The organism is Pseudoalteromonas sp. S3776 (genome assembly GCF_005886915.1).
Lineage (GTDB): Bacteria > Pseudomonadota > Gammaproteobacteria > Enterobacterales > Alteromonadaceae > Pseudoalteromonas.
Map to the genome: position 1 here is coordinate 1 of NZ_PNCU01000075.1, position 26,634 is coordinate 26,634.

Consider the following 26,634-nt stretch of genomic DNA (forward strand, 5'->3'; position numbering starts at 1 on the left):
AAGAACGTTGCGATTAAAGCGCGTTGCCTTATCTCGCTAGGGCTGCGCATGTTACGCTTTCCTATTTTTTTGTCAACACTTAATTTTGTTAAACTTGAAAGTTTTTAAAACTAAGTTTTACTCGACTCACTGAGTGGTTTGCTTGCCTCGCTAAGCGTTGCCTGCTCTGCCGTCTCAGTGGGGTCGCATTATAGGGAGAAACGTTTTATACGCAAGCGTTTTATTGAATAAAATTGCATTTAATTTATACCCATAAGAAGCCCACATTAAAAGCACATGTTACCCACAAAAGCTTGTGGATAAGACTGCTTTTTTGCTTTTAAAACTAAACTCTTTTGATTCGTTATGGTAAGTTGCCAGCACTTTTTCAACTCATGTACTTAGGTAGTATTCATGACAGATATAATAAATAGTATAAGTGCCTTACTTTGGGGCCAAGTTCTCGTCTACTTATTAATAGCAGCAGGTGTCTTTTTTACCATTCGGTTGGGCTTTATTCAATTTGTACAATTCCCCCATATGTTTAAAGTTATGTTTGGCTCACGTAAATGTGGTGGTGATGAGATTTCTTCTTTTCAAGCTTTTTGTACTTCTTTAGCCGCGCGTGTTGGAACAGGTAATATGGCCGGTGTTGCCGTGGCACTTTATTTAGGTGGCCCTGGCGCTATATTTTGGATGTGGCTGATTGCTTTAATAGGTATGGCAACTAGCTTTGCAGAGAGTACGTTAGCACAAGCTTATAAAACTAAAGACGCTGATGGCAACTTTAGAGGCGGCCCTGCTTATTATATGGAGCGCGGTTTAGGCAAACGCTGGATGGGTGTCCTGTTTTCACTGTGCTTAATTTTAGCCTTTGGCTTGGTATTTAATGCTGTACAGTCAAACTCTATTGCTGCCGCATTTGAAGTAGCGTTTGATGTACCTAAGTATATAGTAGGCATAGCACTTGTGATTGGCTCTGGCATCATTATTTTTGGTGGATTAAAAACAATATCACGTTTTGCCGAAATGGTTGTTCCATTTATGGCGCTTGCCTATTTGCTAGTTGCTATATATGTATGTGCAGTAAACTTCACTGCTCTGCCTGATGTTATTGTACTTATAGTAAAAAGTGCATTTGGTTTAGAGCAAGCAGGCGCCGGTGCCATTGGCTATGGTGTAACACAAGCTATGATCCAAGGTATTAAGCGCGGTTTGTTTTCAAACGAAGCAGGTATGGGTAGCGCAGCCAATGCTGCAGCAACGGCAACACCTTACCCTCCGCACCCAGCATCGCAAGGGTATGTGCAAATGCTAGGTGTATTTATAGATACTATTGTGATCTGTACAGCCACTGCCTCATTAATCTTACTGTCTAATCAACTTGTGCCTGAATCGGGTGTATTAGGAATAGAGTTAACACAAGCTGCACTGCAAGAGCACGTAGGTGATTGGGGCACTTACTTTATTGCCATTGCTATTTTGTTTTTTGCATTTACCTCTATTGTAGCGAATTACTCATATGCCGAAACAAACCTAATGTTTTTAGAACATAACTCTAATAAAGGAATGTTTATATTTAGGTTATTGGTATTAGGTATGGTTATGTTTGGCGCCATTGGTGAACTAGGGATTATTTGGACACTTGCTGATATCTCTATGGGCCTAATGGCTATTGTAAACGTGGTTGCACTGTTTATGCTCTCTGGTGTTGTTGTATGGTTATCAAAAGATTACAACGCACAAAATAAGCAAGGTGTACTACCTACGTTTGACAAAGACAAGCACCCTAAGCTTGCCAAAGAGGTTGATCCTAACGCGTGGAAGTAACACTAAATTGAAAAATTATTAAGCGAGCATTTGCTCGCTTTTTTTTGCCTTACAAACTATATAAAATTTTATTAATGTATTTCAAAGATATATACCATAATTAAATATCAGTAATAGGCGCTTTTTAATTTACTTACGTACAATAAAATTAAGTTTGTTATCTATAATATAAAGGAGTCATGATGGATGACCAATTGAACAAATACAGTATTGACACTACCGATTATCAAGTAGGTCAAGATAACGTACAAAAATGGGGGTTTGATGTTCATAATCCCGTGTTTGGAATAAGCGCATTTTTAGTCATACTATTTGTTGCCCTTACCTTATTGCTTGACCCTGAAGTTGTCAGGGAAGCACTGACCTCAACTAAAGATGCCATTATCAATAAATTTGATAGTTACTTCATGTTGATTGCTAATGGTTTCGTATTATTTTGCTTTGCACTTGCGCTCTCCCCTCTTGGCAAAATTCGCTTAGGAGGTGTTGATGCAAAACCTGAACATGGTTATCTTTCATGGTTGGCAATGCTATTTGCAGCAGGAATGGGGATAGGTTTACTGTTTTGGGGTGTTGCAGAGCCGGCAGCTTATTTTACTGATTGGTACTTAATGCCAATGAATGCACAGCCAAACACCCCAGAAGCTCACTCTTTAGCCATGGGTGCCACCATGTATCACTGGGGTTTACATGGCTGGGCAATTTACGCCATTGTTGCACTTAGTTTAGCATTTTTTGCCTACAATAAAGGCCTTCCATTATCTATACGATCCGTGTTTTACCCTTTATTTGGCGATCGAGCTTGGGGTTGGCTGGGTCATGTTATCGACATTCTTGCTGTACTCTCTACGCTTTTTGGTTTAGCAACGTCTCTTGGTTTAGGGGCGCAGCAAGCAACAAGTGGTATTAATTATTTAATGGGCACAGACTACGGTACCGCTTTTCAGATTACGGTTATAGCGCTCGTTACCTGTATTGCTATTGTGTCTGTTATTAAAGGTATTGAGGGGGGAGTGAAAGTACTTAGTAACATAAACCTTATATGTGCATTTATTTTACTTGTAGCCATCATATCTCTTACTTTTAGTGATTCAATTACGGCTATATGGTTTACCTTTGGTGCATATGTAGAGCACATGATCCCGCTTAGTAATCCGTTTGGCCGAGAAGATGAAGACTGGATGCATGCCTGGACAGTATTTTACTGGGCATGGTGGATATCGTGGTCGCCATTTGTTGGAATGTTTATTGCCCGAGTATCTAAGGGCCGCACCGTGCGAGAGTTTTTATTGGTCGTCATTGGCTTGCCAACACTATTAAGTTTAGTTTGGATGGGCGTGTTTGGTAATTTAGCCATTTCACAAATTATTGATAAAATAGGTCCGCTTGGACAAAACGGGTTAACTGATATCTCAGTAACGCTATTTCAGGTTTATGAGCAACTTCCGCTAAGTAGCTTTATTAGTGTTATTTCAATTGTGCTTGTTTTAGTGTTTTTTATAACCTCTTCTGACTCTGGCTCACTTGTGATAGATGGTATAACTGCTGGCGGGAAAATTGATGCGCCGGTGCCACAACGTATATTTTGGGCATCGATTGAAGGGGCTATAGCCGCCGTATTACTGTGGGTAGGAGGCTCTCAAGCCTTACAAGCTTTGCAATCAGGAGTCGTAACTACAGCGTTACCTTTCTCAATTGTGCTCATTTTAATGTGCGTAGCGCTGATTCAAGGCTTAATGAGCGAATACCCTATCTATAAGGCACAAACAAAGTTATAGCATTATATACTTTAGCAAAGCGGCTTGGTGTCGCTTTGCGCTCTCACTTTATTTCTGCCCTTACCTACACTTCAGCTAATACATTTACGAACGTATTTACTCATCAAGCTATTTAGCTTTGGCAATACACCTTTAAAATGCACTATTAGTCGTGCATTTATGCAAAATCGCTTTAATAAACAGTGTTAAAAGTAGTTGTTCGACCGCTGCAAAGGGATATAGAAAAAGTAATGTAGGTTTAATCAACTAACGCTAAGGTACAACAATACGTACGCTTTACTTTAAGCACGATTGTCTTGTTTCATATCATTCATTTAATTAAGCCAATTGCTATTAACTTTTAAAGATAGGCAAAAACATAAATAAAAAGATTTTTGGATAATAAAACTGAGTATTTATTTTAAATAATGGGTTAGTTAATTTACTAAAAGGACTTTAGTAAAAGTGGTGCCCGAGGCCGGACTTGAACCGGCACGACTTGTTAGTCGAGGGATTTTAAATCCCTTGTGTCTACCAATTCCACCACTCGGGCATCGAGTTTGCTATTTAAAGCATGTGGAGTAATTAAATGGAGGCGGAACCCGGAGTCGAACCGAGGTGGACGGATTTGCAATCCGCTGCATGGCCACTCTGCCATTCCGCCTTAACGCTTCCAAATAATTTGGAGCGGCACACGAGGCTCGAACTCGTGACCTCGACCTTGGCAAGGTCGCGCTCTACCAACTGAGCTAGTGCCGCATAAAACATTGTCAGTAATTTGTCCGTTGTTGCGCGAGTATCTCACGGTAAAACGTTCTGGCAACTGAGTTAGTGCCGAATTAAACTTTTCATTAGTATTTTATCTAACTTTTAATTATCTTGGTAAAATAATTAAAAGTGGTGCCCGAGGCCGGACTTGAACCGGCACGACTTGTTAGTCGAGGGATTTTAAATCCCTTGTGTCTACCAATTCCACCACTCGGGCATCGAGTTTGCTATTTAAAGCAAGTGGATAAAACTAATATGGAGCGGCACACGAGGCTCGAACTCGTGACCTCGACCTTGGCAAGGTCGCGCTCTACCAACTGAGCTAGTGCCGCATCATATTAATTCTAAATTTAAATACATAAACTAATTTATGTAATATTGTTTTTATAAATTACACTTGGCGATGTAATTAAACCACAAAGTGGTGCCCGAGGCCGGACTTGAACCGGCACGACTTGTTAGTCGAGGGATTTTAAATCCCTTGTGTCTACCAATTCCACCACTCGGGCATCGAGTTTGCTATTTAAAGCATGTGGAGTGTTGAATGGAGGCGGAACCCGGAGTCGAACCGAGGTGGACGGATTTGCAATCCGCTGCATGGCCACTCTGCCATTCCGCCAAACCGTTGGACAACCTAATGAAAACTTGGAGCGGCACACGAGGCTCGAACTCGTGACCTCGACCTTGGCAAGGTCGCGCTCTACCAACTGAGCTAGTGCCGCATTATTATTTAATTATTCGCTTCATTCAACATCTTGCGATGTTTACGCTGGTAATTAAGTAACTTTGGTTTTCTTTATCTTAGGGGCTATGCCCTCTCAACACGGACGCATTCTACAGAGATTATTAAACGCGTCAACACAAAAAATGCCACTTTTGAACTGTTTGATTATTTTTTATCTAAAACGGTGCGTTATTAGACGTTTACAATCAATTTTTGGTCAATTCACTCCATGCGGCCATTAAATATTGCACCATAGAACTCAGTGTTAAATAGGTGGCTATATACAATAAGGCAAAACTTAAATAGACCATCCACGTGTCAAATTGCCATATCAGGCCAATAATCGCTAGCATTTGCGCTGCGGTTTTTATTTTGCCCATATTTGATACTGCTACATTGCCACGTTTACCTTGTTCGGCCATCCATTCGCGTAATGCAGAGATCACTATTTCACGGCTGATAATAATAAGCGCGGGGATTGTCATATACATAGACTGATAATGATCAGAGAGCGCAACAAGTGCAGCACACACCATAACCTTATCGGCTACCGGGTCTAAAAATGCACCAAAAGGCGTAGATTGCTCTAGCTTTCGCGCTAAATAGCCATCAAGTATATCGGTAATTGATGCTAGCCAAAAAATAAAAGCGGCAGCAAAAAAAGCCCAGCTATAAGGCAAGTAAAATATCACCAAAAATATGGGGATAAGAAAAAGTCTAAAGGTTGTGAGTGTGTTTGGAATATTCCACATAACTACTTGGATATGTCTTTTTTTCTATATTCGCATGAAGGGCTAGCCCTTGTCATGCAAATGGTTAAATATCTTCTCAGCCATGTCAGGACTGATCCCAGGAACTTTTTTTAACTGTTCTATATTAGCAGCTTTTACCCCTTGCATGCCCCCTAAATATTTTAATAATGTTTGGCGACGCTTAGAGCCTACTCCGTTGATCTCTTCTAATAATGATTGCGTGCGCTGTTTTTGGCGCTTATTACGGTGCCCGGCAATGGCAAATCGATGCGATTCATCGCGTATATGCTGGATTAAATGAAGCGCTGGCGCATCCGAATCCATAGGAATCGTCTTTCGCCCGCCATCTATTAATAAGGTTTCAAGGCCTGGCTTTCTGCTTGTGCCTTTTGCTACACCCACTAACAACGGCATTTTAGCATGGGGCCACGTAGCAAAGTATTGCTCAGCACGGCCTAGTTGCCCTTTACCACCGTCAATAAATATAACGTCAGGAATTTTATCTTCATCTACCACTTTGTTATAGCGCTTGTTAAGTGCAAACTCCATTGCCGCGTAATCATCACCGCCGGTTATACCTGTCACGTTGTAACGCCTGTACTCTTTGTTATTTGGCCCTTGCGAATCAAATACAACACAACTAGCTACTGTGTTCTCTCCCATGGTGTGGCTGATATCAAAACATTCCATTCTGTTTATATCATCTAACCCTAGGGTCGCTTTTAATTGTGCATAACGTTTGTTTATAGAATCTTGCGTACTTTGTTTTACGGTAATGCTGTTTAGTGCATTTTTATTAGCAAGCTGGAGGTATTGTGCCCGCTCTCCTCGGGTAACCACTTTAAGGGATACTTTGCGCTCACTAATTTGCGTAAGGGCTTCACTCAATGCACTACTTTCTTCAATCTCAAACGGTAAAATAATTTCTTTTGCTATGCGCCCTGTTGCACCCGGCGCTAAATAATATTGCCCTAAAAACGAAGTGAGTATTTCCTCTTGGCCTGAATCTTTAGGCACCTTAGGGAAGTAGGTTTTACTGCCTAACACTTTATGATCGCGGATCATTAATAAGTGAATCCCATTTAGTCCATTTAAGTGTGCAAAACCCACCACATCCATTTCAGCAAAATTACCTGAAATAGACTGTTGCTCCTGCATTTTGCGAAGTAGCATGATTTGGTCACGCACTTTTGCTGCAAGCTCAAAGTTAAGATCTTTACTCGCCGCTTCCATTTTTTTTATTAAATCGGCTATTACTTCGTGCGACTTGCCCGTTAAAAACTTACGTACATAATCAACTTGTTCGGCGTACTCTTGCTCCGTCACTTTATTAACACACGGTGCGGAGCAACGCTTTAGCTGATACTGCAAACACGGACGGCTTCTGGCACGGTAATAGGCATCTTCGCACTGACGAACCGGAAATATTTTTTGCATTAAACGCAAACTTTCTGACACTGCACCAGCGCTTGGGAAAGGCCCAAAGTACTCGCCTTTTACCTTGCGGCTGCCTCTATGAAAGGCTAAACGCGGATGTTTATGATTGGTCAGTAATATATAGGGGTATGACTTATCATCACGTAATAAAATGTTATAACGCGGCTGATATTTTTTTATAAGGTTATTTTCAAGCAATAGCGCTTCGGTTTCGGTGTTTGTGAGCGTCACTTCAATATCGCAAATATTACTCACTAACACACGGGTTTTGCTGTCGGTTAGATTAGATCTAAAGTAGCTACTTACCCGTTTTTTTAAGTTTTTAGCTTTACCGACATAAATAACTTGATGTTCACTATCAAGCATACGGTATACACCCGGCTCACTTGATAGCGTTTTTAAAAATTGGGCGTGATCGAATTCAGACATAAATTAAAAAATTAGTGAGATACGTCTATATCAATCATTTTATGGCGAATAGCCAAATGAGTAAGCTCTACGTCGCCTCCTACGTTTAATTTTTCAAACATACGGTAACGGTAGCTATTTACTGTTTTTGAACTTAAATTTAAGCGCTCAGCAATATCTTGTGCTTTTTCACCTTTGGTGATCATTAGCATGATTTGTAGCTCGCGCTCAGATAAGCTTTGAAAAGGATTTTCGTCGGTACGCCCTGTTACTTGCGCCAGGGCAATTTGCTGTGCAATTTCAGGGGCTATATAACGCTGTCCCGCATGAACAGAACGTATAGCACGAACCATTTCATCAGAACCCGCACCTTTGGTTAAAAAGCCATGCGCGCCAATTTGCATCACTTTTGATGGAAATGGGTCTTCGCAATTAACCGTAAGCACAATAATTTTTACGTCTGGGCAATAGCGACAAATCTTTTTAGTAGCCTCTAAGCCGCCCATACCAGGCATGTTCATATCCATTAATACAATATTAGGTGCGTGCTGGCGACAAAACTGTACCGCAGCCTCTCCATCTTTAGCTTCGCCTACCACTTTAAAACCACGTACGTCATCTAATATACGTTTTATACCAGTTCGTACCAGCTCATGGTCATCAACTAAAAGCACATTAATCAATGTAATACCCTCATTAACCTAACAATACGCGACAAACAATCTAATTTGCCACATTACCACAGTTAAAGCGAAACAATAACTAATATTATTGCTTCGCTTTAGGTTTACTCATCTTTTAGCATTATTTTACTACTGCTAAAAACCAGTACTTTAGCTTTTTATGACGCTGCTTTTTCGCTAAAACGGTCTACCCAAAGGGCAATAATACCATCGCCTGTAACATTACATGCTGTACCAAAACTATCTTGCGCAAGGTAAAGAGCAATCATTAATGCAACAGCCCCTTCGTTAAAGCCAAGCATGCTTGTTAATAAGCCCAGCGCCGACATTACTGCTCCGCCAGGTGCACCTGGCGCTGCAATCATGACTACCCCTAACATCATAATAAACGGCAGCATCCCCATTAAAGAAGGTACTTCCATGCTTGGCGATAAAAACATTACGGCCATTGCACACGTCACAATCGTAATGGTAGAACCCGATAAGTGAATGGTAGCGCACAGTGGCACGGTAAAGTTTGCTACATCTTCTTTTACGTTATTAGCTTTACTTGATTGCAACGAAACTGGAATTGTAGCCGCGCTCGACATTGTCCCCAACGCTGTAAAATAAGCAGGCAGCATATTTTTAACTAACTCCAACGGGTTACGTTTAAGCAGTAACCCTGTAGAAACATACAATACGGTTAACCACAGCCAATGCATAACAAGTGCTGCAATAAGCACAACACCAAAGGTTTGCAGTGTATCTACCACGGTACCAGCTACGGTCATTTCTGCAAATACACCCGCTATATAAAATGGTAACGCTGGAATAATTACTTTAGATAATAATGCATCGATTACATCGCGACCCTGATCAGACACTTTTTTAAGTGTTTCTAACTCAAGTTGGCTCATGCCTATGCCAAATACGAACGCAGTCACAAGGGCTGTCATTACCCCCATTAGCGGTGGGATTTCTAAATCAATAAAACTGCCAATTTCTGTAGCTACTTCAGCTTCAAATGTAATATTACCACTTAAAAGTGGGATAACCGCACTTACCAATAAAAAAGCAAGCGTACCTGCAATTACTGTAGAGCTATAAGCAAAGCCAACTGTTTTACCTAATAAATGGCCTGACCCTTTAGGCAAACCAGCAATTCCCGAAGCAATAAAAAATAAAATAATTAATGGGATGGTAAAAGATATGAGTTGGCCAATAAGTTCTTTAATAGTAAATAAAAGCTCAACACCAGTGAGAGGCACATAAAGCCCGACTAAAATACCGGCCACAATACCGGCAATTAATTTTAAGATTAACTTCATTGTGATTGCTTAGTTGAATTGAATATAGATAGAGTGTTTTTAACATGTTTTAGACGCGTTGTGTGATAAAAGTATTCAAGTTATATTCATGTGCACAAATAACACACAAAATCGTCTCAATTATTAGCCTATCCCACGCATTTTTTAACTAAGTGACGAGGTTTACTCTTTAAATTTAAAAATAAGCCCGCATTCTTAATAACTAAAGCAACAATAATAACTAATTTTTATTTCGGCTAGTTATAAGCTCAATAGATATATGTTATAGCCAAACTTTACTTTAGTTTTTTTAAACTCGCAGTAAAGTGTATTTATATAGTTAATAGCAAAGGCTATTAACACATTGATCAGATTGTATCCAAAGGAACATTATGTCTACTATTTTTGAAGATAACTCACTAAGCATTGGTAATACACCACTGGTAAAACTTAATCGCGTAACAGGCGGTAACGTTTACGCTAAAGTAGAATCGCGTAATCCTAGCTTTAGTATTAAATGTCGTATTGGTGCATCAATGATTTGGGAAGCTGAAAAATCAGGTCAGCTTGTTGAAGGTAAAGAACTAATTGAACCTACATCGGGTAATACAGGTATCGCCCTTGCATTTGTTGCAGCAGCACGTGGTTACAAATTAACACTCACCATGCCCAATACAATGAGCTTAGAGCGCCGCAAACTATTAAAAGCATTAGGCGCTAACTTAGTGCTGACAGATGGTGCTAAAGGCATGAATGGCGCAATTGAAAAAGCAAAAGAAATTCAAGCAACCGATCCAGAAAAATACATTTTATTACAACAGTTCGAAAACCCAGCTAACCCTAAAATTCACTTTGAAACAACGGGTCCAGAAATTTTTGAAGCACTTGATGGCAATATCGACTTTTTTGTAGCAGGCGTAGGCACTGGCGGTACTATTACAGGTGTTAGTCGTTACCTTAAAAACGAAAAAGGCCTAGATGTTAAAGCGATTGCAGTTGAGCCAACTAATTCACCCGTTATTAGCCAAACGCTTGCAGGCGAAGAAGTTAAACCAGGTCCACATAAAATACAGGGCATTGGCGCGGGCTTTATTCCTGGTAACCTTGATTTAAGTGTGATTGATGCTGCTGAGCAAGTATCAAACGAAGATGCTATTGCAATGGCTCATGAACTAATGAAAAAAGAAGGGATTTTAGTAGGTATTTCTTCGGGCGCAGCGGTTGTTGCCGCTAAACGCTATGCTGAAAAACCAGAAAACGCGGACAAAAACATTGTGGTAATTTTACCAAGTGCAACGGAGCGTTACTTATCAAGCCCAATGTTTGCTGAAGAATTTAGCGAGCAAGAATTAGTACAGTAAACTTCTCTCCTTGAGATACTAAAAAGGATGCTTATGGCATCCTTTTTTATTATTTATGATTCGATTTTCTATTTATTACGCGGTGCTGCTTTACATCTTGTTTAATTAATCACACACTTTAAAAAATTAATTAAAAAAATACACCATGAAAAAAATAACAACTTATTTAAGTTTTATAGTTTGCATATTTTTAACCGCTTGTGGCGATAACGTGCAAACACTGGGCGACTCACCCGGCGACACAGCCACTGCCTACTTTGATGCGTTATACAATCAAAAAGATTTACAAAAAGCCAGTACAATGGCCACCCCAAACCTCAGCCGCATAATGAAATCTTACGGCACCGCTAAACAATTTGCACGAAACTTAGTCAACCTACAATACGATGAAGTTGTGATTGAAGTCGATATGACCAATATGAGTGTGCGCGAGCAATATGGTGATAACGCCAAAATAAATCTAATTTTTACCGGTTATTTTAATGGCGATAAAATTGACGATATGCGCAGCGTAAAAATGCTTCGTAAAAAAGGGAAATGGTATATAGACAAAATAGTGGCAGATCCTTACGCACGCTAAACGCGAGCTGCAAATACTCAATTATAAAAAAGGCCTCACATACGAGGCCTTTTGCATTTTAGCTAAATGTGAATTTGATCAAAGCTCACCAGGTTGGAAGTTATCAACCGCAATGGCTTGTTTTCTTAGTTTATTGGTATGGTGCATTGCATCGGCATCAGCTTGCTCTAAAAAGCCTTGCTCTAACGCATAATTAATCGCGCCTTCTATATCCAGTGTCGCAGGTACCTTACCTTTTCGCTGCCATTGTTTTAAGTCTTTAAACTGTGTTTGCATATCGTGCATCGCTAAAAAAGCATTTTCCATCACGCCCGTGCCCGCATTTTCATCTACATAACATAAGTGCGTTAAACGGTTTCTAAACACCCCTGGTTGCGTCATATGCTCGCAAATACTTTGGGCTGTTTCATCACTTGGCTTGTGGTAATGATTCCCCAGCGGAAACACAATGCGTTTAAGTAAAAAGTTAACCACCGGGTTTGAAAAGTTTTTGAAAAAGCCATCAAACGCTTGGCCAATTTCATACAATGAGTTTTCAATTGCGTATTTCACAAACGGTAAGTCAGCTTGCTGACGACCTTCGTCTTCAAAGCGCTTTAACACTGTAGACGCTAAATATAAATGACTTAGTACATCACCTAAACGCGCTGAAATCATCTCTTTACGCTTTAGCTCGCCACCAAGTACCAACATGGCTACATCGGTTGTAAAAGCAAGGCCACGGCTCATTCTGCTTAGCTGTTTGTAGTAAACAGCGGTTGCACCACACACGGGCGCTTTAGCAAAACAACTACGTGTTAAGCCATGCACAAAAGCCATGCCTGCATTACTGGCTGCAAATAAAATATGCTTCATCAATAAACTATCAAATTGATCAAGTGCTGCATCGTCGTCTTCCATTGCGGCAGCTTCCATTTCTTTTAACACAAACGGATGACAACGGGTGGCACCTTGTCCAAATATCATTAAGTTACGCGTTAAAATATTAGCTCCTTCAACCGTAATAGATACCGGAATGCCCATATAACCATGGGCTAAATAGTTATTAGGGCCCACTTGTATTCCTTTACCTGAGTGAATATCCATTGCATCGTTCATTACCGTACGGCCCATTTCGGTCATATGGTATTTTGCGATGGCGGTCACCACCGAGGGGCTTAATTTTAAATCAATGGCACCGGCAGTCATTAACCGTGCTGACTCAAGTGTATATGTTAATCCGCCAATACGGGCTAGTGCTTCTTGTACACCTTCAAACTGGCCAATAGATACACCAAACTGCTGGCGCACCATGGCGTAAGCAGAGGTCATTTTTGACGCTAAATGCCCTGTTGCCGTACTCAGTGCTGGCAATGAAATACCGCGCCCAGCACTTAAACACTCAACCAGCATACGCCAGCCTCGTCCTGCACCTTGCTCACCGCCAATAATCCAATCTAGTGGTATAAACACATCTTTACCGTAAGTAGTCCCGTTCATGAATGCCATATTTAATGGATAATGGCGCTCGCCGGTTTCTACCCCTTTGTGATCGGTAGGAATTAGTGCGCAGGTAATACCAAGCTCTTTTTCATCACCAAGTAGCCCATCGGGGTCATACATTTTAAAAGCAAGGCCAAGTACAGTTGCAATAGGCGCCAGTGTAATATAGCGCTTAGACCAATTTAAACGCAGGCCTATTACCTCTTCACCATTATGCTGGCCTTTACATACTACGCCAGAGTCAGGGATACTACCTGCATCAGAGCCAGCTTCTGGGCCGGTAAGTGCAAAACACGGCACATCTTTACCGTTAGCAAGTGTTGGTAACCAGCGCTCTTGTTGTTCTTTTGTACCGTAATGTAGTAATAATTCGCCTGGGCCTAAGCTGTTAGGCACCATAACCGTCACAGCCGCAGTTAAGCTTTTTGTGGCAATTTTTGACACTATGGTTGAATTAGCAATGGCAGAGAACTCTCTCCCACCAAATTTTTCAGGAATGATCAGCGCAAAAAAGCCTTCTGTTTTTAAGTAATCCCAGACTTCTTTTGGCAGGTCTTTGTCTTTTTGTACAATTTGGTAATCATCTAGCATCGCCAGGAGCGTGTTAACCTGATTATCCATAAAGTCACTTTCTTTAGCACTAAGCTCAGGTCTAGGAAAGTTATGCAGTTTTTGCCAATCTGGGTTACCACTAAATAGCTCACCATCCCACCATACATCGCCGGCTTCCATTGCCTCTCGCTCAGTTTGCGAGAGCGGCGGAAGTACCTTTTTAAACATTTTAAACGTAGGACGGCTGATCAGGTTGAGGCGAATATCTTTGACTGCAAAAATAACCACCACCACGACCAGCAATATTATAAATACCGACATGAGCACATTCCTTTTACATTGAATGAAAATAGTAACTTAATTATGACCCATCTTAGTTTAAATACAATCATTGCGCGATGTGCCACACGCCTTAACGTATTAATTTCATTGTTTTAAACATCGCTGCTATTATCACTTTCTTAATAACAATAAACCAAAGGAATACAATGAACACACCACGCTTTAAATTAAGTATGAGCGCCTTAATAGTCGCAAGTACATTAGCGCTGAGCGCCTGCGAAGCTGAAATAGCCATAGACACTACCGATTCAGCACAATCAGAGCCTCCTCTTACAAAACAAGATGCCAATGCGTTTATTGCCAAAGCCGAGCAAGAGCTAAGCGAACTTTACCTAGAGTCGAGCCGCGCTGAGTGGATTTACGCAAATTTTATAACACACGACACCTCGGCGTTATCTGCCGAGGTTAATCGTAAAATGACAGAGTCGGTCGTACGTTTAGCTAATCAGGCAGCCCAATTTGACGACTTAGCGCTGGATTACGATGCACGTCGCAAGCTTAATAAACTTAAACTCGCGCTTACTTTACCCGCTCCACAGGACGCTGAAAAAACAGCTCAGCTTTCAACTATTGTGGCAGAGCTAGGTGGTTTATACGGTAAAGGTAAATATTGTAAAGACGATGGCAGCTGTTTAAGCCTTGGTGATATGACCGCAAAAATGGCCACCAGCCGTGATTACAACGAGCTACTTGATTTATGGCAAGGGTGGCGTCAGATTTCAAAACCTATGCGCCCACTATACGAGCAACAAGTAACCCTAACAAACGAAGGCGCTAAAGAGCTAGGTTATGCAGATACCGGCGCAATGTGGCGCAGCAAGTACGATATGCCCGCCGATGACTTTACAACCGAGCTTGACCGCATTTGGGGGCAAGTAAAACCACTATATAACTCCCTACACTGCCATGTACGTGCTAAATTAGGTGAAAAATACGGCACCGACAAAGTGCCACAAGATGAGCCTATTCCTGCGCATTTATTAGGAAACATGTGGGCGCAAGCGTGGGGTAACATTTACGATGTAGTCGCGCCAGAAAACGCCGATCCGGGTTACGATGTTACCGAGCTATTAGCTAAAAATAATTACGACGAGCTTAAAATGGTAAAAGGGGCTGAAACCTTTTTTACCTCAATGGGATTTGAGCCACTGCCAGAGACCTTTTATGAGCGCTCACTGTTTGTAAAACCAAAAGACAGAGATGTGCAGTGTCATGCCTCAGCTTGGAATATAGATAGCAAAGACGATTTACGTATTAAAATGTGTATTCAACGCACCGGCGAAGAGTTTTCTGTTATTCACCATGAGCTAGGGCACAATTTTTATCAGCGAGCTTACAACAAACAGCCGTTATTTTATCAAGAAAGTGCCAACGATGGTTTTCACGAAGCCATTGGCGACACCATCGCTCTTTCGGTTACACCGGGTTACTTAAAGGAAATTGGCTTACTAGAGCAAGTACCTGATGAGTCAAAAGACATTGGCCTACTAATGAAAATGGCGCTGGATAAAGTGGCCTTTGTACCCTTTAGCTTAATGGTTGATCAATGGCGCTGGCAGGTATTTTCGGGCCAAGTAAAGCCACAGGAGTATAATAAAGCGTGGTGGGAGCTACGTGAAAAATACCAAGGTGTGCAAGCGCCTATCGCACGCAGCGAAGACGACTTTGACCCTGGTGCTAAATACCACGTTCCGGGCAACACCCCTTATACACGTTACTTTTTAGCGCATATCCTACAATTTGAATTTCATCGCAGTTTATGTGAAATCGCCGGTAACGATAAAGCTATTCATCGCTGCTCTATTTATAACTCAAAAGAAGCAGGCGAAAAACTAAACGCAATGCTTGAAATGGGCTCATCTCGCCCATGGCAAGAAGCCCTTGAAACGATTACAGGCAAACCGCAAATGGATGCAACCGCCATGCTTGATTACTTTGCACCGCTGCAACGCTATTTAGATGAGCAAAACAAAGGCCGTAATTGCGGCTGGTAATATAATTAAGCTCAAACATTAAAAACAACAAAGCCCGCTCAAATGAGCGGGCTTTTTATTCATATTCTAATTTTTAGTTAAATTAGAACTGTAAGCTTAGATTTGCAAAGTAAACATCGTAATCAGAATCATCCCAGTTATTGCCGTAACCTGCTTCTAAACCAACATTATTATTGAAGAAGTGTTGAGCACCAAAAGTGTAATCATCGTTCTTGTTAACTGTCACAAATACTGATGTTGCTTTACTAAAATAGTAGTTAGATGCTAATTCCCAGTTACTTGAACCGCCATCAACATCTTCAAACTTACCTTCAACAGTTAAGTAGTTACCTTGCTGTAAATCAACAAAGTACTTAGCTGCTACTGCACGGTAGTCAAACTCATCATCTGCTGTTATTGTAAAGCCGATATAATCAGTGCTGTTTAGTTCGTGGTTATATGCTAGGTCAAACACAAACTGATTGTCAGCATCTTCTACATCTACAAACGTTGCTTTTAATACAAGGTTTGGGTTAAAAAAGTAACCAGCAGAAAGTTCAATTACATCCGTGCTTGAGCCAAAATCCGTATCGAAATTATTGTACTGTGCACCTAATACGAAATCTTGTACAAAATACTCACCGCCAATGTTAGTAACATCTACAAAATCATTATCACTGTATGAACCATAAACATTTGTTTGCTTATTGATGTACTCAAATTGATCGTAAGGACCTAATGTCGCTTTTGGAGAGAAATAATAAATTGAGTCAACACTTACAGTGTCATCACCATCTACATCCACGTATCCTACATGGCTGATTGATTGGTAAGTATCCGCAGCCATTGCAGTGGTTGCAGCGCTTGATAATAAAATGCTCGAAATGATAACGGCTAATTTTTTCATTTTTAATTCCCTATAAATCTTATTGTCTATGCTTAGGCTCTCTAGCCAAAGTCGGGGCTCATCCTAACAGTATAAAATGAACAAAAAATGAATGAACGAACAAATTAAACCCTACACTAACCACTCACATTGTTAACAGTTTCGAATAAATGTAAATATAAAATGCACCTTAAATCTATCAAAGAGTTATGTGTCATCATTTAAACCTTAAAAGTAACAATTAAGGTACAAACTATCGCTAAACTGAATCCAACTTAACTATTCGATAAACCTCACCAATGTAGCTTCCTTCAGTTATATTTTTTTCATTTTTCAAAAAATTATTTTTAATTTTAAAAATTAACTTAGATGAGCAGAGCAAAAGCCGTAATTGCACTTGATAATACTTTTATTACGGTTTATTTAAGTTAAAAACAACAAAGCCCACTATAGTAGCGGGCTTTTTGCTTTTAATTAAGTACAGGGCTTAATTAAAACTGAAAACGCATGTTTGCAAAGTATGCATCGTTATCAGAGTCATCTGCATTGTTCTCGTAACCTACTTTAAGACCAATGTTTTTATTAATGAAGTGCTGAGCACCAAAGCTGTATGTATCTTGCTTGTTGTAGTTAGCAAATACCGAGGTTGCTTTTGAGAAGTAGTAGTTAGTTTCTGCTACCCACTGGTTTTCTGCATCCTCAATGCTCTCGTATTTACCTTCAAACGTTAAAAAATTACCTTGTTGTAAGTCAATAAAGTATTTAGCTGCAACGGCGCGGTAATCAAAATCGTCATCTGCAGTAAGTGTTACACCTACGTAGTCTGTGCTGTTTAGCATGTGGTTGTATGCTAAATCAAATAATGCAAAGTCATCACCGTCTTTGTTTTCAACAAGTGTTACTTTTGCTAGTAAGTCAGGGTTGAAAAAGTAACCACCGGTTAGTTTGTAAAGTTCACCGTTAGAGCCCGTGTCTGGGTCAAGATTTTCGTAAGAAGCACCTACTAAAAATTCATTAATGAAGTACTCACCACCAATGTTAGTAACATCACCAAAGTCGTCATCAGCGTAGCTACCGTATACGTTAGTTTGCTTATTGATGTATTCAAACTGATCGTACGGACCTAACGTTTTTTTAGGAGAAAGATAGTAGATAGAGTCTACAGCAACGGTGTCGTTGTTATCGCTATCTTTGTAGCTTAAATTACTGATTGAATTGTAGCTGTCTGCAGCAGCCGCAGTGCTAGATAATAAAATGCTTGAAATAATAACTGCTAATTTTTTCATTGTAAGACTTCCCTTTGTGCATTGCTTTTATGCTTTAGCTCATTGACTAAAGTGGGGACATGCTAACGCTGGGAAACTGAATGAAAACTTAATTAACTAATTGTATTTATTAAGTTAATTGTAAGGAGATGTAAGAAACTGTAAATTTAAAGTAGTTGCAACATATAGTCAACAACTACTTAAAACATGTGCATTATTTAAAGTGCATGCTGGCTAATTACACGATAAACCTCATTAATATTATCGCCCGATTTAAATTCTTTACTAATAGGCGTTGGATCTGACCCTATCCAAATTTTAAGCTCGGCGTCTAAGTCAAAATGCCCTGCACTTTCTTTACTAAACTTAGTAATTTTAGAGTAAGCAATACTCACCATTTCCATTTTAGAGCCGGTCATACCTTGCTTATCAATTAAAATTAAACGCTTATTAGTAAAAATAAACATATCGCGAATCACCTTATAGGCTTTTTCTACTTGTTCGCCATCTATTAGCGTATTGGCAAGCACTTTTTCTAAATCAGAATCATCTACTTCGCTTGCGTTACCCATTAAACCACTGAGTAGTCCCATTATACTTTCTCCTGCTTAAATATTTGATTTTCTAATGTGTGGCCATTTACCAACTGCCTATATTGCCAATTTTGCTGATGGCAAAAGTTTAATAAAGCAATATCAAGTGGCTCACCGATTGGTTGGTACTCAATCACGTATTCTTTGTGTTGGCTCATATACACACGGCTTACACCAGCTAACGCTTGTAGTTGCTGCTCAACATTTTGATACGCCTCGCTGAGCATTAAGGTATAAAAGTGTGTATCGGTATTATTCTCTTTAGTTTGATGCTCACTCAGAATGCCTTGATCTAAATGCAAAACTTGCGAGCATAGGCGCTCAAGCTCTGTTAAATCGTGCGAGCTTAAAATAAAGGTGGCCTCGCTACTTAAGCTTGATACCAGCTCGCGCACCTCTCTGGCATGAATAGGGTCAAGCCCTGCTGTGGCCTCATCAAGCATCACTATTTTTGGCGCGCCAATCAACGCTTGCGCTATGGTTACCCGTTTTCGCATACCATGAGATAAATCGCCCGCACGCTGTTTAGCGACTTCTTTTAAGCCAACTAAATCAAGTACGCGCAGCGCTTCATTATGGCTTTGTTTAGCACCCATACCTTGTAACTTGCCATAAAACGCCAGTTGCTTATCTATATTAAAACGTGGATCTAACTGCGCATCTTGTGGCAATGCACTCACTTGGTTAAACAATGCAGCGCTTCCAGGCTTATGTCCTAAAATACTCAGCTCACCATGGCTTGGGTTAATATAGCCGCACAATAAACTAAATAATGTGGTTTTACCGGCACCATTGGGGCCCACTAGCGCAACTGGCGCACCTTTACTAATTTCAAAGTTCACATTATTAAGTGCTTGCTTTGCGCCATACGATTTACTCAAGCCGCTGGCTTTTATTAATAAGCTCATAGCGAACTCCTTGTAAATATTTTATGTGCAATAGCGATAAATACAGCGCTTTGTATAAGTGGTACACCTAATGCGCTTAATAAAGGTAAGTTTTGTCCCGCTAATAACTCAGAGTTAACACCTGGGAATATATAATCGAGCGCATTTAAAGCCGGTACCTGCCATGCCAATATTCCTACAACAATGCCACCACCAGCAAAATATAAAATAGCCAATACAATGGCTAAACGTGATGAGCGAGCAAAAGTATTTATTAAACACATTAGTGCGACAAATGGGCTAAGCACTATTACCATGACCATAAAAATAGAAAGTGCGCGCATAAAGCCGCCCATTAACAAGCTGGGATCTCTATAACCAAGCACACCTAGTGTGGCAACAAGGGTTATAGCTAATAAACACGCCAATACACCAAGTTGCCCTAAAAAACGGCCAAATAAAATTTCAAAGCGCGTAGCGCGCAGCGATATAAACCTTAGCGTGCCACGCTCTCTATCGCCAACGGTTTGATCGCTTGATATAAAAATAGCAAACAGCGGAAAGCTATACAAAGCAACCAGCCAGTACATAGCAAATTCGGCTTCAGGCCAATCAAGTAACTTACTTAGGCCAATGCTGCCTGAAATATCGCGCACCATTTGTTCAAAATCAGGTGCACTAATAATGCTAACTGCTTGCCCTATTGGGTAGCGCAATATTAATAACCAAACTAGCGCAAAAGCGGCCATAGCAATTAAGCCGCGTTTAGTTAAAAACATACGTACTAGCTCAAAGCCCGCTATTTGGGTTAATCGCCCTATGTTTAGTAATGATGATGTTGCCATTGGCTTTCCTTAATGACGTTGCTCATGCTTTAAAATTAAGCGTAATATAACCACAGTAAGTGTAAACACCTTGAATTACCAGCAAAAAAAAGCTCACCTTAAGTGAGCTTTGTAACAAACCATTTAAATGTAACAGGCCAAACTCTGTTTATTTTGGCCAAATTTTATAAATGCTGTTGGTATACTTCAAGCGCTTGGCTTAAGTCGTTAATTAAATCATCAACGTCTTCAAGGCCAATATGTAAGCGGATCACTGGGCCTAAATCCCAACCGGTTTTAGAGCGAAGCCCTTTCATGGTTAAATTAGCCGTCACTAGGCTTTCAAAACCGCCCCACGAAAAACCCATCTTAATATGCTCAAGGCTATCTAAAAATGCATCTATGGCTTTTTGGTTACCGGTTTTCATTACAAATGAGAACAACCCATTGCTACCATCAAAGTCGCGCTTAAAAAATTCATGCCCAGGGCAGGTTTCAAATGCAGGGTGGCGAATATGATCAACTAACTCATGTTGCTCAAGCCATTTTGCCACCTCTATAGCCGCCTTTTCGTGTTGGTTTAAACGCACCGCCATTGTACGTAAACCTCTAAGCGCTAAATACGCATCATCGGCACTAGTGCACTGCCCTAATAAATACGACTGTTCACGCAGGGTTGGCCAGTACTTTTTATTTGCCACTGCGACACCCATCATTACGTCAGAATGGCCAACAATGTACTTAGTTGCTGCTTGAATACTAATGTCCACGCCGTGCTCAAGTGGGCGGTAATGCAAGCCATTGCCGTAGGTGTTATCTAGCATGGTCATAATATTATGCTCATTGGCTACCTTTACCATAGCAGGCACATCTTGTATTTCCATGGTAATAGAACCTGGCGATTCTAAAAATAGCACCTTTGTGTTTGGCTGAATATACTCTTTAATACCCGCGCCTATTGTCGGGGGGTAATACGTGGTTGTTACCCCAAGGCCTGCTAAAATTTTATCGCAAAAATCACGCGTTGGTTCATACACGCTATCAACCATTAATATGTGATCGCCCGCTTTTACAAACGACAATAACGCTTGGCTTATTGCCGCTGCACCGCATGGGTAAAGCGCGCAGCCTTCGCCGCCCTCAAGCTCAGTAATCGCTTCTTGCAGGGAAAAATGCGTACTTGTGCCACGCCGACCATAAAATAAAGTTTTATCGCCGCGGGTTTTAGCCGCGTTTTTTAAATCGGCCACGCTATCAAATACAATCGTAGAGGCACGTTGCACCACAGGATTTACTACACCATGGGTATAGGCTTTTTTACGCCCTGATGACACTAACTGCGTGTTTTTATTTTTGCTCGACATTATTAATCCTTAAACCTTATTTGTAAGCCATTGTTCAATTAAAAAGCGCGAAATTGAATCGACCCGCGGGAGTTTATAATGATCGCCTTCATCGCCCATATTGCCAAACGCCCTCACTTCTTCGCGAGTAAACCATTTAGCATCGTCTAATTCGTCTTTATCTACGTTTATTTGTTCAGTTTTAGCCTCTGCAATAAAACCTAGCATAATAGATGAAGGAAAAGGCCATGGCTGAGAAGCAATGTAACGTACATTTTCAACATCAACGCCCGCCTCTTCTTTTACTTCACGCGCTACAGCTTGCTCTAGTGTTTCACCTGGGTCTACAAAACCCGCCAATGACGAATACATGCCTTGTTGCCATATTGCTTGGCGACCCAATAAACAGCGCTCTACGCCATCTTCAAATACTTTAGTAACCACCATTATTACGGCCGGATCGGTTCGTGGGAATGTAGGGTGTTTACAGTGCTCGTTTTCACATAGGCGTGAGTGCCCTGCCTCTACTAATGTATTTTTACTGCCACAACGTCCACAAAAACTATGCGTTGCATGCCAATAGCATAAACCGCGGGCTAAAGCGGCTATAGAGCCATCTTGTATATCAAGCAGAGGGCCATATTGACGTATATCAATAAACTGTGCGTCGCCTATAACGTGATTGAGTTCGTCGTCGTGTATAGCTGAAACATCTAATGCAAACACACCTTGTTGCTCGGTATTTGAGCCTAAATAAATAGCGTTTGATAAATCTAAATGGGCAATTTGCTGATACGTTAAGTAGCACACCTGAGCGGGGTCTTTATAAAGCAAAGTGTGGTTATTATTCACCAAAAGCCACTTACTTTGTGCCGACATTTGTGCGTTTAACCACGCAGCGTTTTTACGAAAATTAGACCCGCGGTCCAAAGGCATGTCGCTGTAATAAAGCATGTGAGTCCTCAATAACATGGTATGTCGTAAAATTACCATAACCGCTAAGTAAACCCAATTTATTACAGTAATAAAAAAAGCCTATATTAGCTTTATAGGCTCTTTATTAAAAACTCTCATGTTGCAGGCACTTAGCTGCTATATTTCACGCTTTAAAGTAGCAAATTGTCATCAATTAAGTGAAACTGCTCAGCACTTTGTTTAAGCACCTCAGCGGTTAACTTATCGGCGCCGTACACATCGCATGGTACATTGTATTGATTTTTTAAATGCCCGAGCAATAAAGCAAAGTCGCCATCACCAGAGAGTAAAATAACTTTATCGAGGTTTTTACCTTGCTCTAGCATATCTATGGTTATGCCTACATCCCAATCCCCTTTTGCGCTGCCGTCACGGCGCTGAATAAACGGCTTTAGTTTTACCTCAAAGCCAATAGCACGCAAAATATTTTGAAACTGGTTTTGTTTTTCGTCACCACGGTGAATAGCATACGCGAACGCGCACTCTATTGAGTATTGCTGTTTCATAAGCGCCCAAAATGCATTGTAATCAAAGTTTTTACGGTAACTTTCGCGGCACGTGTAATAAATATTTTGTACATCAACAAAAATACCGACTCGTGGCTTACTAGTTTGCTGATCGTTTTGTAAAGTCATTTGTTTCCTTAAGTACTCACAATTCAGCGTAGCTGAAATAAATAGCTATTAACGAGTGAGCCTTGCAATTTTGTTTTAAGTAACCTAAATTGGTTACTTAATTAAATGTAACCAAATTTGGTTACCTGGTTTTATGTAACTGCATTAAGTTACTTTTTGGATTTTTATGATTGGTGTGATCAGCGGCGATATAATTAAATCGCAAAAAATACCTAAGCAACAATACGATGACATGCTTTATCAGTTAGCGCAAAGTTTGCGTGCAAATTGTGACAAATCATCATTGTGGACCATGTACCGAGGCGATGCCTTTCAGCTACAAATAAACCAAAGTGAGCAATTAATAAAAACCGCTATTATTATTTATTTGCATTTAAAGTCGGCAGGTTATGAGCTACGCCAAAGCATGGCCTTAGGCGAGGTAGATAACCCACGCAGTGATATAAAAACAGCCACCGGCTCGGCCTTTGTGCTCTCTGGGCAAGGCCTTGATAAAATAGCCAACCAGCGCTTTACTTTACAGGTAGCAAAGCACAGCCTAGATGAAGGCTTTAGCCTTAACCTTGCCTTTGTAGATACTTTGCTTAGCAAAATAACGCAAAAACAAGCTAATGCGCTATACGTGTATTTAACTCAAGCCGATAACAGCCATGCAGCTTTATCAAAAGAGCTCAATACCAGTCGCGAAAACGTGACTAAGTTATTAAACCTAGCAAATTATCAGCTAATAGAGCGCTTTATAATACATGCTAAGCAGGTCATAACCACGATTTCAAAAGGAAGTGAGTAATGGGGTTTTCGTTATTATTAGTGGCATTGATTATAGGCCACCTAGTCAGTGACTTTTTTTTACAACCAATGAGCTGGGTAAACGATAGAAACACCCATCACTTTAAAGCTAAAAAACTTTACCTGCATGTATTAGTTCACGGTGTGGTGAGCGCCATTATTTTAGCGCTTTGGGAGTATAGCTATGGCTGGCAACAACTAAGTACCGTGTTATTTTCCACAGTGGCAATTATGCTTAGCCACTACCTAATAGATATTGCTAAGTCTTACTCAAATAAAGGGGTTGTGCCCTTTTTACTCGACCAAATAGCGCATATAACGGTAATAATAACACTGTGTATTTATATAACTGATAACCAAAGTTTAATTGCGTACGTAAGCGCACTTGCCACTAACCCGAAAGTACTTTGGGTTGTATGCGGATATTTAATTATATTAAGCCCAAGCGCCGTATTTATAAGAATGATGCTTGAAAGGCTCACCGCTAACTTTTCTAGCGAAGGGAGTTTGCCACTGGCCGGACAAAGCATTGGTATGCTAGAGCGCGTATTAATGCTGAGCTTTATATTACTTGATCAATTTGCGGGGCTTGGCTTTTTGCTTGCAGCCAAGTCGGTATTTAGGTTTGGTGATTTAAGTGCCAGTAAAGATAAAAAGCTCACCGAGTACGTTATGCTTGGTACCTTATTAAGTGTAAGTGTTACCTTGTTTGTAGGTTTAGCCGTTAATTCGTTGATTCGGTAAGTGTAAATTTCAGATAATAAAAAACGCGCTACTTCTTTTAAAAGGTAGCGCGTTTTTTTATTGGCGTTTAATTAAAGGCCAATACAATCATTAATAATGATTAATCGTTATTATTTGCACGACGACGGCGTTGGCCATTACCGCCCACTGATTGACGCTTTGCCCATGGGTTTTGTGCATTATCATCGGTTTTAGCCGCTGGTTTTTTAGAGCCACCACGGCGAGGTCCTGTACCGTTGCCGCCATTGTTAGGCTTTTTACCGTTCGGCTTATCAGACTTAGGTTTGTTAAACGGCTGCTTTGCTTTTTTAGGCTTTTTAGGTTTAATTGGGCGAGCATCTAATGCGCGCTCAGGTACGGGGCTAGTTGGTTCAAATCCAGGCTCCTCAGCGCGAGGGATAAGCTCACCAATAAAACGTTCAATGCCGTATAAATCAGCAGCGTCATCGGCAGTTACAAACGAAATAGCATGCCCTGATGCACCAGCACGGCCTGTACGACCAATACGGTGCACGTAATCTTCGTATACATTTGGTAAGTCGTAGTTAACCACATGCGGTAGTTCAACAATATCTAGACCACGTGCCACTATATCAGTCGCTACAAGTACACGTACTTCACCGCTTTTAAAGCCATCTAATGCTTTAACACGGGCACCTTGTGATTTATTACCATGAATAGCGGCGCCTGCAATGTCGTCACGCTCGAGTTGTTTAACTAAACGGTTAGCACCGTGCTTAGTACGGCTAAACACTAATACTTGTTGCCAATCGTTGCTACGAATTAAATGGCTAAGTAATGCGGTTTTACGCGATTTATCAACCGCATAAACGCTTTGTGTTACGCTTTTAGCCGTGGTGTTTTTTGCCGCAACTGATATTTCAACAGGGTCATTAATTAGCCCTTTTGCTAATGCACGAATATCATCTGAAAAAGTGGCCGAAAACATTAAGTTTTGGCGTTTAGGTGGCATTTTAGCAATCAGGCGTTTAATGTCGTGAATAAACCCCATATCAAGCATGCGGTCAGCTTCATCAAGTACCAGTACTTCAACGCTATCAAACTTAACTGCGTTTTGATTATGTAAATCGATTAAACGCCCTGGCGTTGCCACTAAAATATCAACCCCTTTACGAAGGCGCTGCATTTGTGGGTTTATTTTTACGCCGCCGTACACTACAAACGAACTTACATCAGAGTGCTTAGCGTATTCTTCAACGTTTTCGCTTACCTGCAAAGCCAGCTCACGCGTAGGCGCTAAAATAAGGGCACGTACGTGGTTGCTTTTTGCTTTATTGCCTTTAGATAACAGCTCAATTAGTGGTAACGTAAAACCGGCGGTTTTACCTGTACCTGTTTGTGCAGCCGCCATCACATCGCGACGTTCAATAATTGCAGGAATTGCTTGAGCCTGAATAGGCGTTGGCGTTTCATAGCCCTTTTCTAAAACCGCGTTAACTAAAGACTGTGATAAACCTAAACCATCAAAACTCATAAAATCTCTCAATAAAAAAAAGGCCAAACCGGCCAAGGGCGCATTATACGCAACTAACTTAGAAATGCATGGAAATATTCACTTTGCCAAATAAGCTCCTATCGCAAAAAAGCGAATAGCAATACAAAACAGCACGATGGCATTAAAGCAGGCACGTTTTTATTAAATTAAAATATGTACTACCTAGGGGCGATTAAATCGCAGCGCGGGGGTTAACCCAATGGGTTATGTAAAACAACAAAAGCGGCTAAAAAGCCGCTTTTGAATAGATGCTATTTAAA

Annotated in this window: 21 protein-coding genes and 8 tRNA genes; 7 read left to right on the forward strand and 22 right to left on the reverse strand. The window is 40.7% G+C overall.

Features of this window, described 5'->3' with window-relative positions; all coding sequences use genetic code 11:
• Positions 1-393: 393 nt before the first annotated feature.
• A complete protein-coding gene (locus CWC16_RS18830; protein WP_138542636.1) occupies positions 394-1,809 on the forward strand; it encodes an alanine/glycine:cation symporter family protein in 1,416 nt (471 codons plus the stop codon).
• 182 nt (positions 1,810-1,991) lie between these two features.
• A complete protein-coding gene (locus tag CWC16_RS18835) occupies positions 1,992-3,587 on the forward strand; it encodes a BCCT family transporter (RefSeq protein ID WP_138542637.1) in 1,596 nt (531 codons plus the stop codon).
• A 445-nt stretch (positions 3,588-4,032) separates the two neighbouring features.
• Here the strand turns inward: CWC16_RS18835 and CWC16_RS18840 are convergent.
• The 12 genes from CWC16_RS18840 to CWC16_RS18895 form a co-directional block, all read right to left on the reverse strand.
• Positions 4,033-4,119, reverse strand: a tRNA-Leu gene (locus tag CWC16_RS18840).
• 37 nt (positions 4,120-4,156) lie between these two features.
• Positions 4,157-4,230 (reverse strand) — tRNA-Cys (locus CWC16_RS18845).
• A gap of 19 nt (positions 4,231-4,249) precedes the next feature.
• A tRNA-Gly gene (locus CWC16_RS18850) sits at positions 4,250-4,325 on the reverse strand.
• 139 nt (positions 4,326-4,464) lie between these two features.
• Positions 4,465-4,551, reverse strand: a tRNA-Leu gene (locus CWC16_RS18855).
• Positions 4,552-4,590: 39 nt separating this feature from the next.
• Positions 4,591-4,666, reverse strand: a tRNA-Gly gene (locus CWC16_RS18860).
• A 90-nt stretch (positions 4,667-4,756) separates the two neighbouring features.
• Positions 4,757-4,843: transfer RNA gene (locus CWC16_RS18865), tRNA-Leu, on the reverse strand.
• A gap of 36 nt (positions 4,844-4,879) precedes the next feature.
• A tRNA-Cys gene (locus CWC16_RS18870) sits at positions 4,880-4,953 on the reverse strand.
• 27 nt (positions 4,954-4,980) lie between these two features.
• Positions 4,981-5,056 (reverse strand) — tRNA-Gly (locus tag CWC16_RS18875).
• A 208-nt stretch (positions 5,057-5,264) separates the two neighbouring features.
• Positions 5,265-5,810 carry a CDP-diacylglycerol--glycerol-3-phosphate 3-phosphatidyltransferase gene (pgsA, locus tag CWC16_RS18880; RefSeq protein WP_055013860.1) on the reverse strand — a complete coding sequence of 182 codons (546 nt, stop codon included), beginning with the start codon at positions 5,808-5,810 and terminating at the stop codon, positions 5,265-5,267.
• A 42-nt stretch (positions 5,811-5,852) separates the two neighbouring features.
• Positions 5,853-7,676 (reverse strand): excinuclease ABC subunit UvrC, encoded by a 1,824-nt coding sequence (uvrC, locus tag CWC16_RS18885; RefSeq protein WP_138542638.1) that lies wholly within the window; start codon positions 7,674-7,676, stop codon positions 5,853-5,855.
• An 11-nt stretch (positions 7,677-7,687) separates the two neighbouring features.
• Positions 7,688-8,338 carry a UvrY/SirA/GacA family response regulator transcription factor gene (uvrY, locus tag CWC16_RS18890; protein ID WP_004589511.1) on the reverse strand — a complete coding sequence of 217 codons (651 nt, stop codon included), beginning with the start codon at positions 8,336-8,338 and terminating at the stop codon, positions 7,688-7,690.
• 158 nt (positions 8,339-8,496) lie between these two features.
• The gene (locus CWC16_RS18895) at positions 8,497-9,648 is read right to left on the reverse strand and encodes a dicarboxylate/amino acid:cation symporter (RefSeq protein WP_055017281.1); all 1,152 of its coding nucleotides are present in this window, start codon (positions 9,646-9,648) and stop codon (positions 8,497-8,499) included.
• Between the two features lie 371 nt (positions 9,649-10,019).
• Between CWC16_RS18895 and cysK the strand changes: the two genes are divergently transcribed.
• On the forward strand, positions 10,020-10,988 hold the full coding sequence (gene cysK, locus CWC16_RS18900; protein WP_138542639.1) for a cysteine synthase A: 969 nt from the start codon (positions 10,020-10,022) through the stop codon (positions 10,986-10,988).
• 145 nt (positions 10,989-11,133) lie between these two features.
• Positions 11,134-11,568 carry a hypothetical protein gene (locus CWC16_RS18905; RefSeq protein WP_055013864.1) on the forward strand — a complete coding sequence of 145 codons (435 nt, stop codon included), beginning with the start codon at positions 11,134-11,136 and terminating at the stop codon, positions 11,566-11,568.
• Between the two features lie 78 nt (positions 11,569-11,646).
• Here the strand turns inward: CWC16_RS18905 and CWC16_RS18910 are convergent, their stop codons facing one another.
• The gene (locus tag CWC16_RS18910) at positions 11,647-13,923 is read right to left on the reverse strand and encodes an acyl-CoA dehydrogenase (RefSeq protein ID WP_138542640.1); all 2,277 of its coding nucleotides are present in this window, start codon (positions 13,921-13,923) and stop codon (positions 11,647-11,649) included.
• A gap of 167 nt (positions 13,924-14,090) precedes the next feature.
• Here CWC16_RS18910 and CWC16_RS18915 point away from each other — a divergent pair, with 167 nt between their 5' ends.
• Complete coding sequence (locus CWC16_RS18915; RefSeq protein WP_138542641.1) at positions 14,091-15,938, forward strand: M2 family metallopeptidase; 1,848 nt, start codon at positions 14,091-14,093, stop codon at positions 15,936-15,938.
• An 82-nt stretch (positions 15,939-16,020) separates the two neighbouring features.
• On the opposite strand, the gene CWC16_RS18920 is transcribed toward CWC16_RS18915, so the two are convergent.
• From CWC16_RS18920 to CWC16_RS18955, 8 genes are all read right to left on the reverse strand, one after another.
• Positions 16,021-16,824 (reverse strand): putative porin, encoded by an 804-nt coding sequence (locus tag CWC16_RS18920; protein WP_138542642.1) that lies wholly within the window; start codon positions 16,822-16,824, stop codon positions 16,021-16,023.
• Between the two features lie 470 nt (positions 16,825-17,294).
• On the reverse strand, positions 17,295-18,089 hold the full coding sequence (locus CWC16_RS18925) for a putative porin (protein WP_138542643.1): 795 nt from the start codon (positions 18,087-18,089) through the stop codon (positions 17,295-17,297).
• A 197-nt stretch (positions 18,090-18,286) separates the two neighbouring features.
• Positions 18,287-18,661, reverse strand: a complete 375-nt coding sequence (locus tag CWC16_RS18930; RefSeq protein WP_004589518.1) for a PH domain-containing protein — start codon at positions 18,659-18,661, stop codon at positions 18,287-18,289.
• A complete protein-coding gene (locus tag CWC16_RS18935) occupies positions 18,661-19,569 on the reverse strand; it encodes an ABC transporter ATP-binding protein (RefSeq protein ID WP_138542644.1) in 909 nt (302 codons plus the stop codon). Before CWC16_RS18935 ends, CWC16_RS18930 begins: the two co-directional genes overlap by 1 nt.
• Complete coding sequence (locus tag CWC16_RS18940; protein ID WP_138542645.1) at positions 19,566-20,393, reverse strand: ABC transporter permease; 828 nt, start codon at positions 20,391-20,393, stop codon at positions 19,566-19,568. The genes CWC16_RS18935 and CWC16_RS18940 overlap by 4 nt, the downstream gene beginning before the upstream one ends.
• A gap of 164 nt (positions 20,394-20,557) precedes the next feature.
• A complete protein-coding gene (locus CWC16_RS18945; protein ID WP_138542646.1) occupies positions 20,558-21,736 on the reverse strand; it encodes a cystathionine beta-lyase in 1,179 nt (392 codons plus the stop codon).
• Between the two features lie 9 nt (positions 21,737-21,745).
• On the reverse strand, positions 21,746-22,669 hold the full coding sequence (nudC, locus tag CWC16_RS18950) for an NAD(+) diphosphatase (RefSeq protein WP_138542647.1): 924 nt from the start codon (positions 22,667-22,669) through the stop codon (positions 21,746-21,748).
• A 152-nt stretch (positions 22,670-22,821) separates the two neighbouring features.
• Positions 22,822-23,325 carry a LabA-like NYN domain-containing protein gene (locus CWC16_RS18955; RefSeq protein ID WP_055013872.1) on the reverse strand — a complete coding sequence of 168 codons (504 nt, stop codon included), beginning with the start codon at positions 23,323-23,325 and terminating at the stop codon, positions 22,822-22,824.
• Between the two features lie 166 nt (positions 23,326-23,491).
• Between CWC16_RS18955 and CWC16_RS18960 the strand changes: the two genes are divergently transcribed.
• Both CWC16_RS18960 and CWC16_RS18965 read left to right on the forward strand, forming a co-directional pair.
• A complete protein-coding gene (locus CWC16_RS18960) occupies positions 23,492-24,115 on the forward strand; it encodes a hypothetical protein (RefSeq protein ID WP_138542648.1) in 624 nt (207 codons plus the stop codon).
• Positions 24,115-24,858 carry a DUF3307 domain-containing protein gene (locus CWC16_RS18965; protein ID WP_138542649.1) on the forward strand — a complete coding sequence of 248 codons (744 nt, stop codon included), beginning with the start codon at positions 24,115-24,117 and terminating at the stop codon, positions 24,856-24,858. The genes CWC16_RS18960 and CWC16_RS18965 overlap by 1 nt, the downstream gene beginning before the upstream one ends.
• Before the next feature lie 100 nt (positions 24,859-24,958).
• Here the strand turns inward: CWC16_RS18965 and CWC16_RS18970 are convergent, their stop codons facing one another.
• A complete protein-coding gene (locus tag CWC16_RS18970) occupies positions 24,959-26,353 on the reverse strand; it encodes a DEAD/DEAH box helicase (protein ID WP_138542650.1) in 1,395 nt (464 codons plus the stop codon).
• Between the last annotated feature and the right edge of the window lie 281 nt (positions 26,354-26,634).

Bases quoted from the DNA above. Each gene is read 5' to 3' on its own strand.
- CWC16_RS18830 (WP_138542636.1), top strand. From the start codon at position 394: ATGACAGATATAATAAATAGTATAAGTGCCTTACTTTGGGGCCAAGTT.
- CWC16_RS18835 (WP_138542637.1), top strand. From the start codon at position 1,992: ATGGATGACCAATTGAACAAATACAGTATTGACACTACCGATTATCAA.
- pgsA (WP_055013860.1), bottom strand. From the start codon at position 5,810: ATGTGGAATATTCCAAACACACTCACAACCTTTAGACTTTTTCTTATC.
- uvrC (WP_138542638.1), bottom strand. From the start codon at position 7,676: ATGTCTGAATTCGATCACGCCCAATTTTTAAAAACGCTATCAAGTGAG.
- CWC16_RS18895 (WP_055017281.1), bottom strand. From the start codon at position 9,648: ATGAAGTTAATCTTAAAATTAATTGCCGGTATTGTGGCCGGTATTTTA.
- cysK (WP_138542639.1), top strand. From the start codon at position 10,020: ATGTCTACTATTTTTGAAGATAACTCACTAAGCATTGGTAATACACCA.
- CWC16_RS18905 (WP_055013864.1), top strand. From the start codon at position 11,134: ATGAAAAAAATAACAACTTATTTAAGTTTTATAGTTTGCATATTTTTA.
- CWC16_RS18910 (WP_138542640.1), bottom strand. From the start codon at position 13,923: ATGTCGGTATTTATAATATTGCTGGTCGTGGTGGTGGTTATTTTTGCA.
- CWC16_RS18915 (WP_138542641.1), top strand. From the start codon at position 14,091: ATGAACACACCACGCTTTAAATTAAGTATGAGCGCCTTAATAGTCGCA.
- CWC16_RS18920 (WP_138542642.1), bottom strand. From the start codon at position 16,824: ATGAAAAAATTAGCCGTTATCATTTCGAGCATTTTATTATCAAGCGCT.
- CWC16_RS18925 (WP_138542643.1), bottom strand. From the start codon at position 18,089: ATGAAAAAATTAGCAGTTATTATTTCAAGCATTTTATTATCTAGCACT.
- CWC16_RS18930 (WP_004589518.1), bottom strand. From the start codon at position 18,661: ATGGGACTACTCAGTGGTTTAATGGGTAACGCAAGCGAAGTAGATGAT.
- CWC16_RS18935 (WP_138542644.1), bottom strand. From the start codon at position 19,569: ATGAGCTTATTAATAAAAGCCAGCGGCTTGAGTAAATCGTATGGCGCA.
- CWC16_RS18940 (WP_138542645.1), bottom strand. From the start codon at position 20,393: ATGGCAACATCATCATTACTAAACATAGGGCGATTAACCCAAATAGCG.
- CWC16_RS18945 (WP_138542646.1), bottom strand. From the start codon at position 21,736: ATGTCGAGCAAAAATAAAAACACGCAGTTAGTGTCATCAGGGCGTAAA.
- nudC (WP_138542647.1), bottom strand. From the start codon at position 22,669: ATGCTTTATTACAGCGACATGCCTTTGGACCGCGGGTCTAATTTTCGT.
- CWC16_RS18955 (WP_055013872.1), bottom strand. From the start codon at position 23,325: ATGACTTTACAAAACGATCAGCAAACTAGTAAGCCACGAGTCGGTATT.
- CWC16_RS18960 (WP_138542648.1), top strand. From the start codon at position 23,492: ATGATTGGTGTGATCAGCGGCGATATAATTAAATCGCAAAAAATACCT.
- CWC16_RS18965 (WP_138542649.1), top strand. From the start codon at position 24,115: ATGGGGTTTTCGTTATTATTAGTGGCATTGATTATAGGCCACCTAGTC.
- CWC16_RS18970 (WP_138542650.1), bottom strand. From the start codon at position 26,353: ATGAGTTTTGATGGTTTAGGTTTATCACAGTCTTTAGTTAACGCGGTT.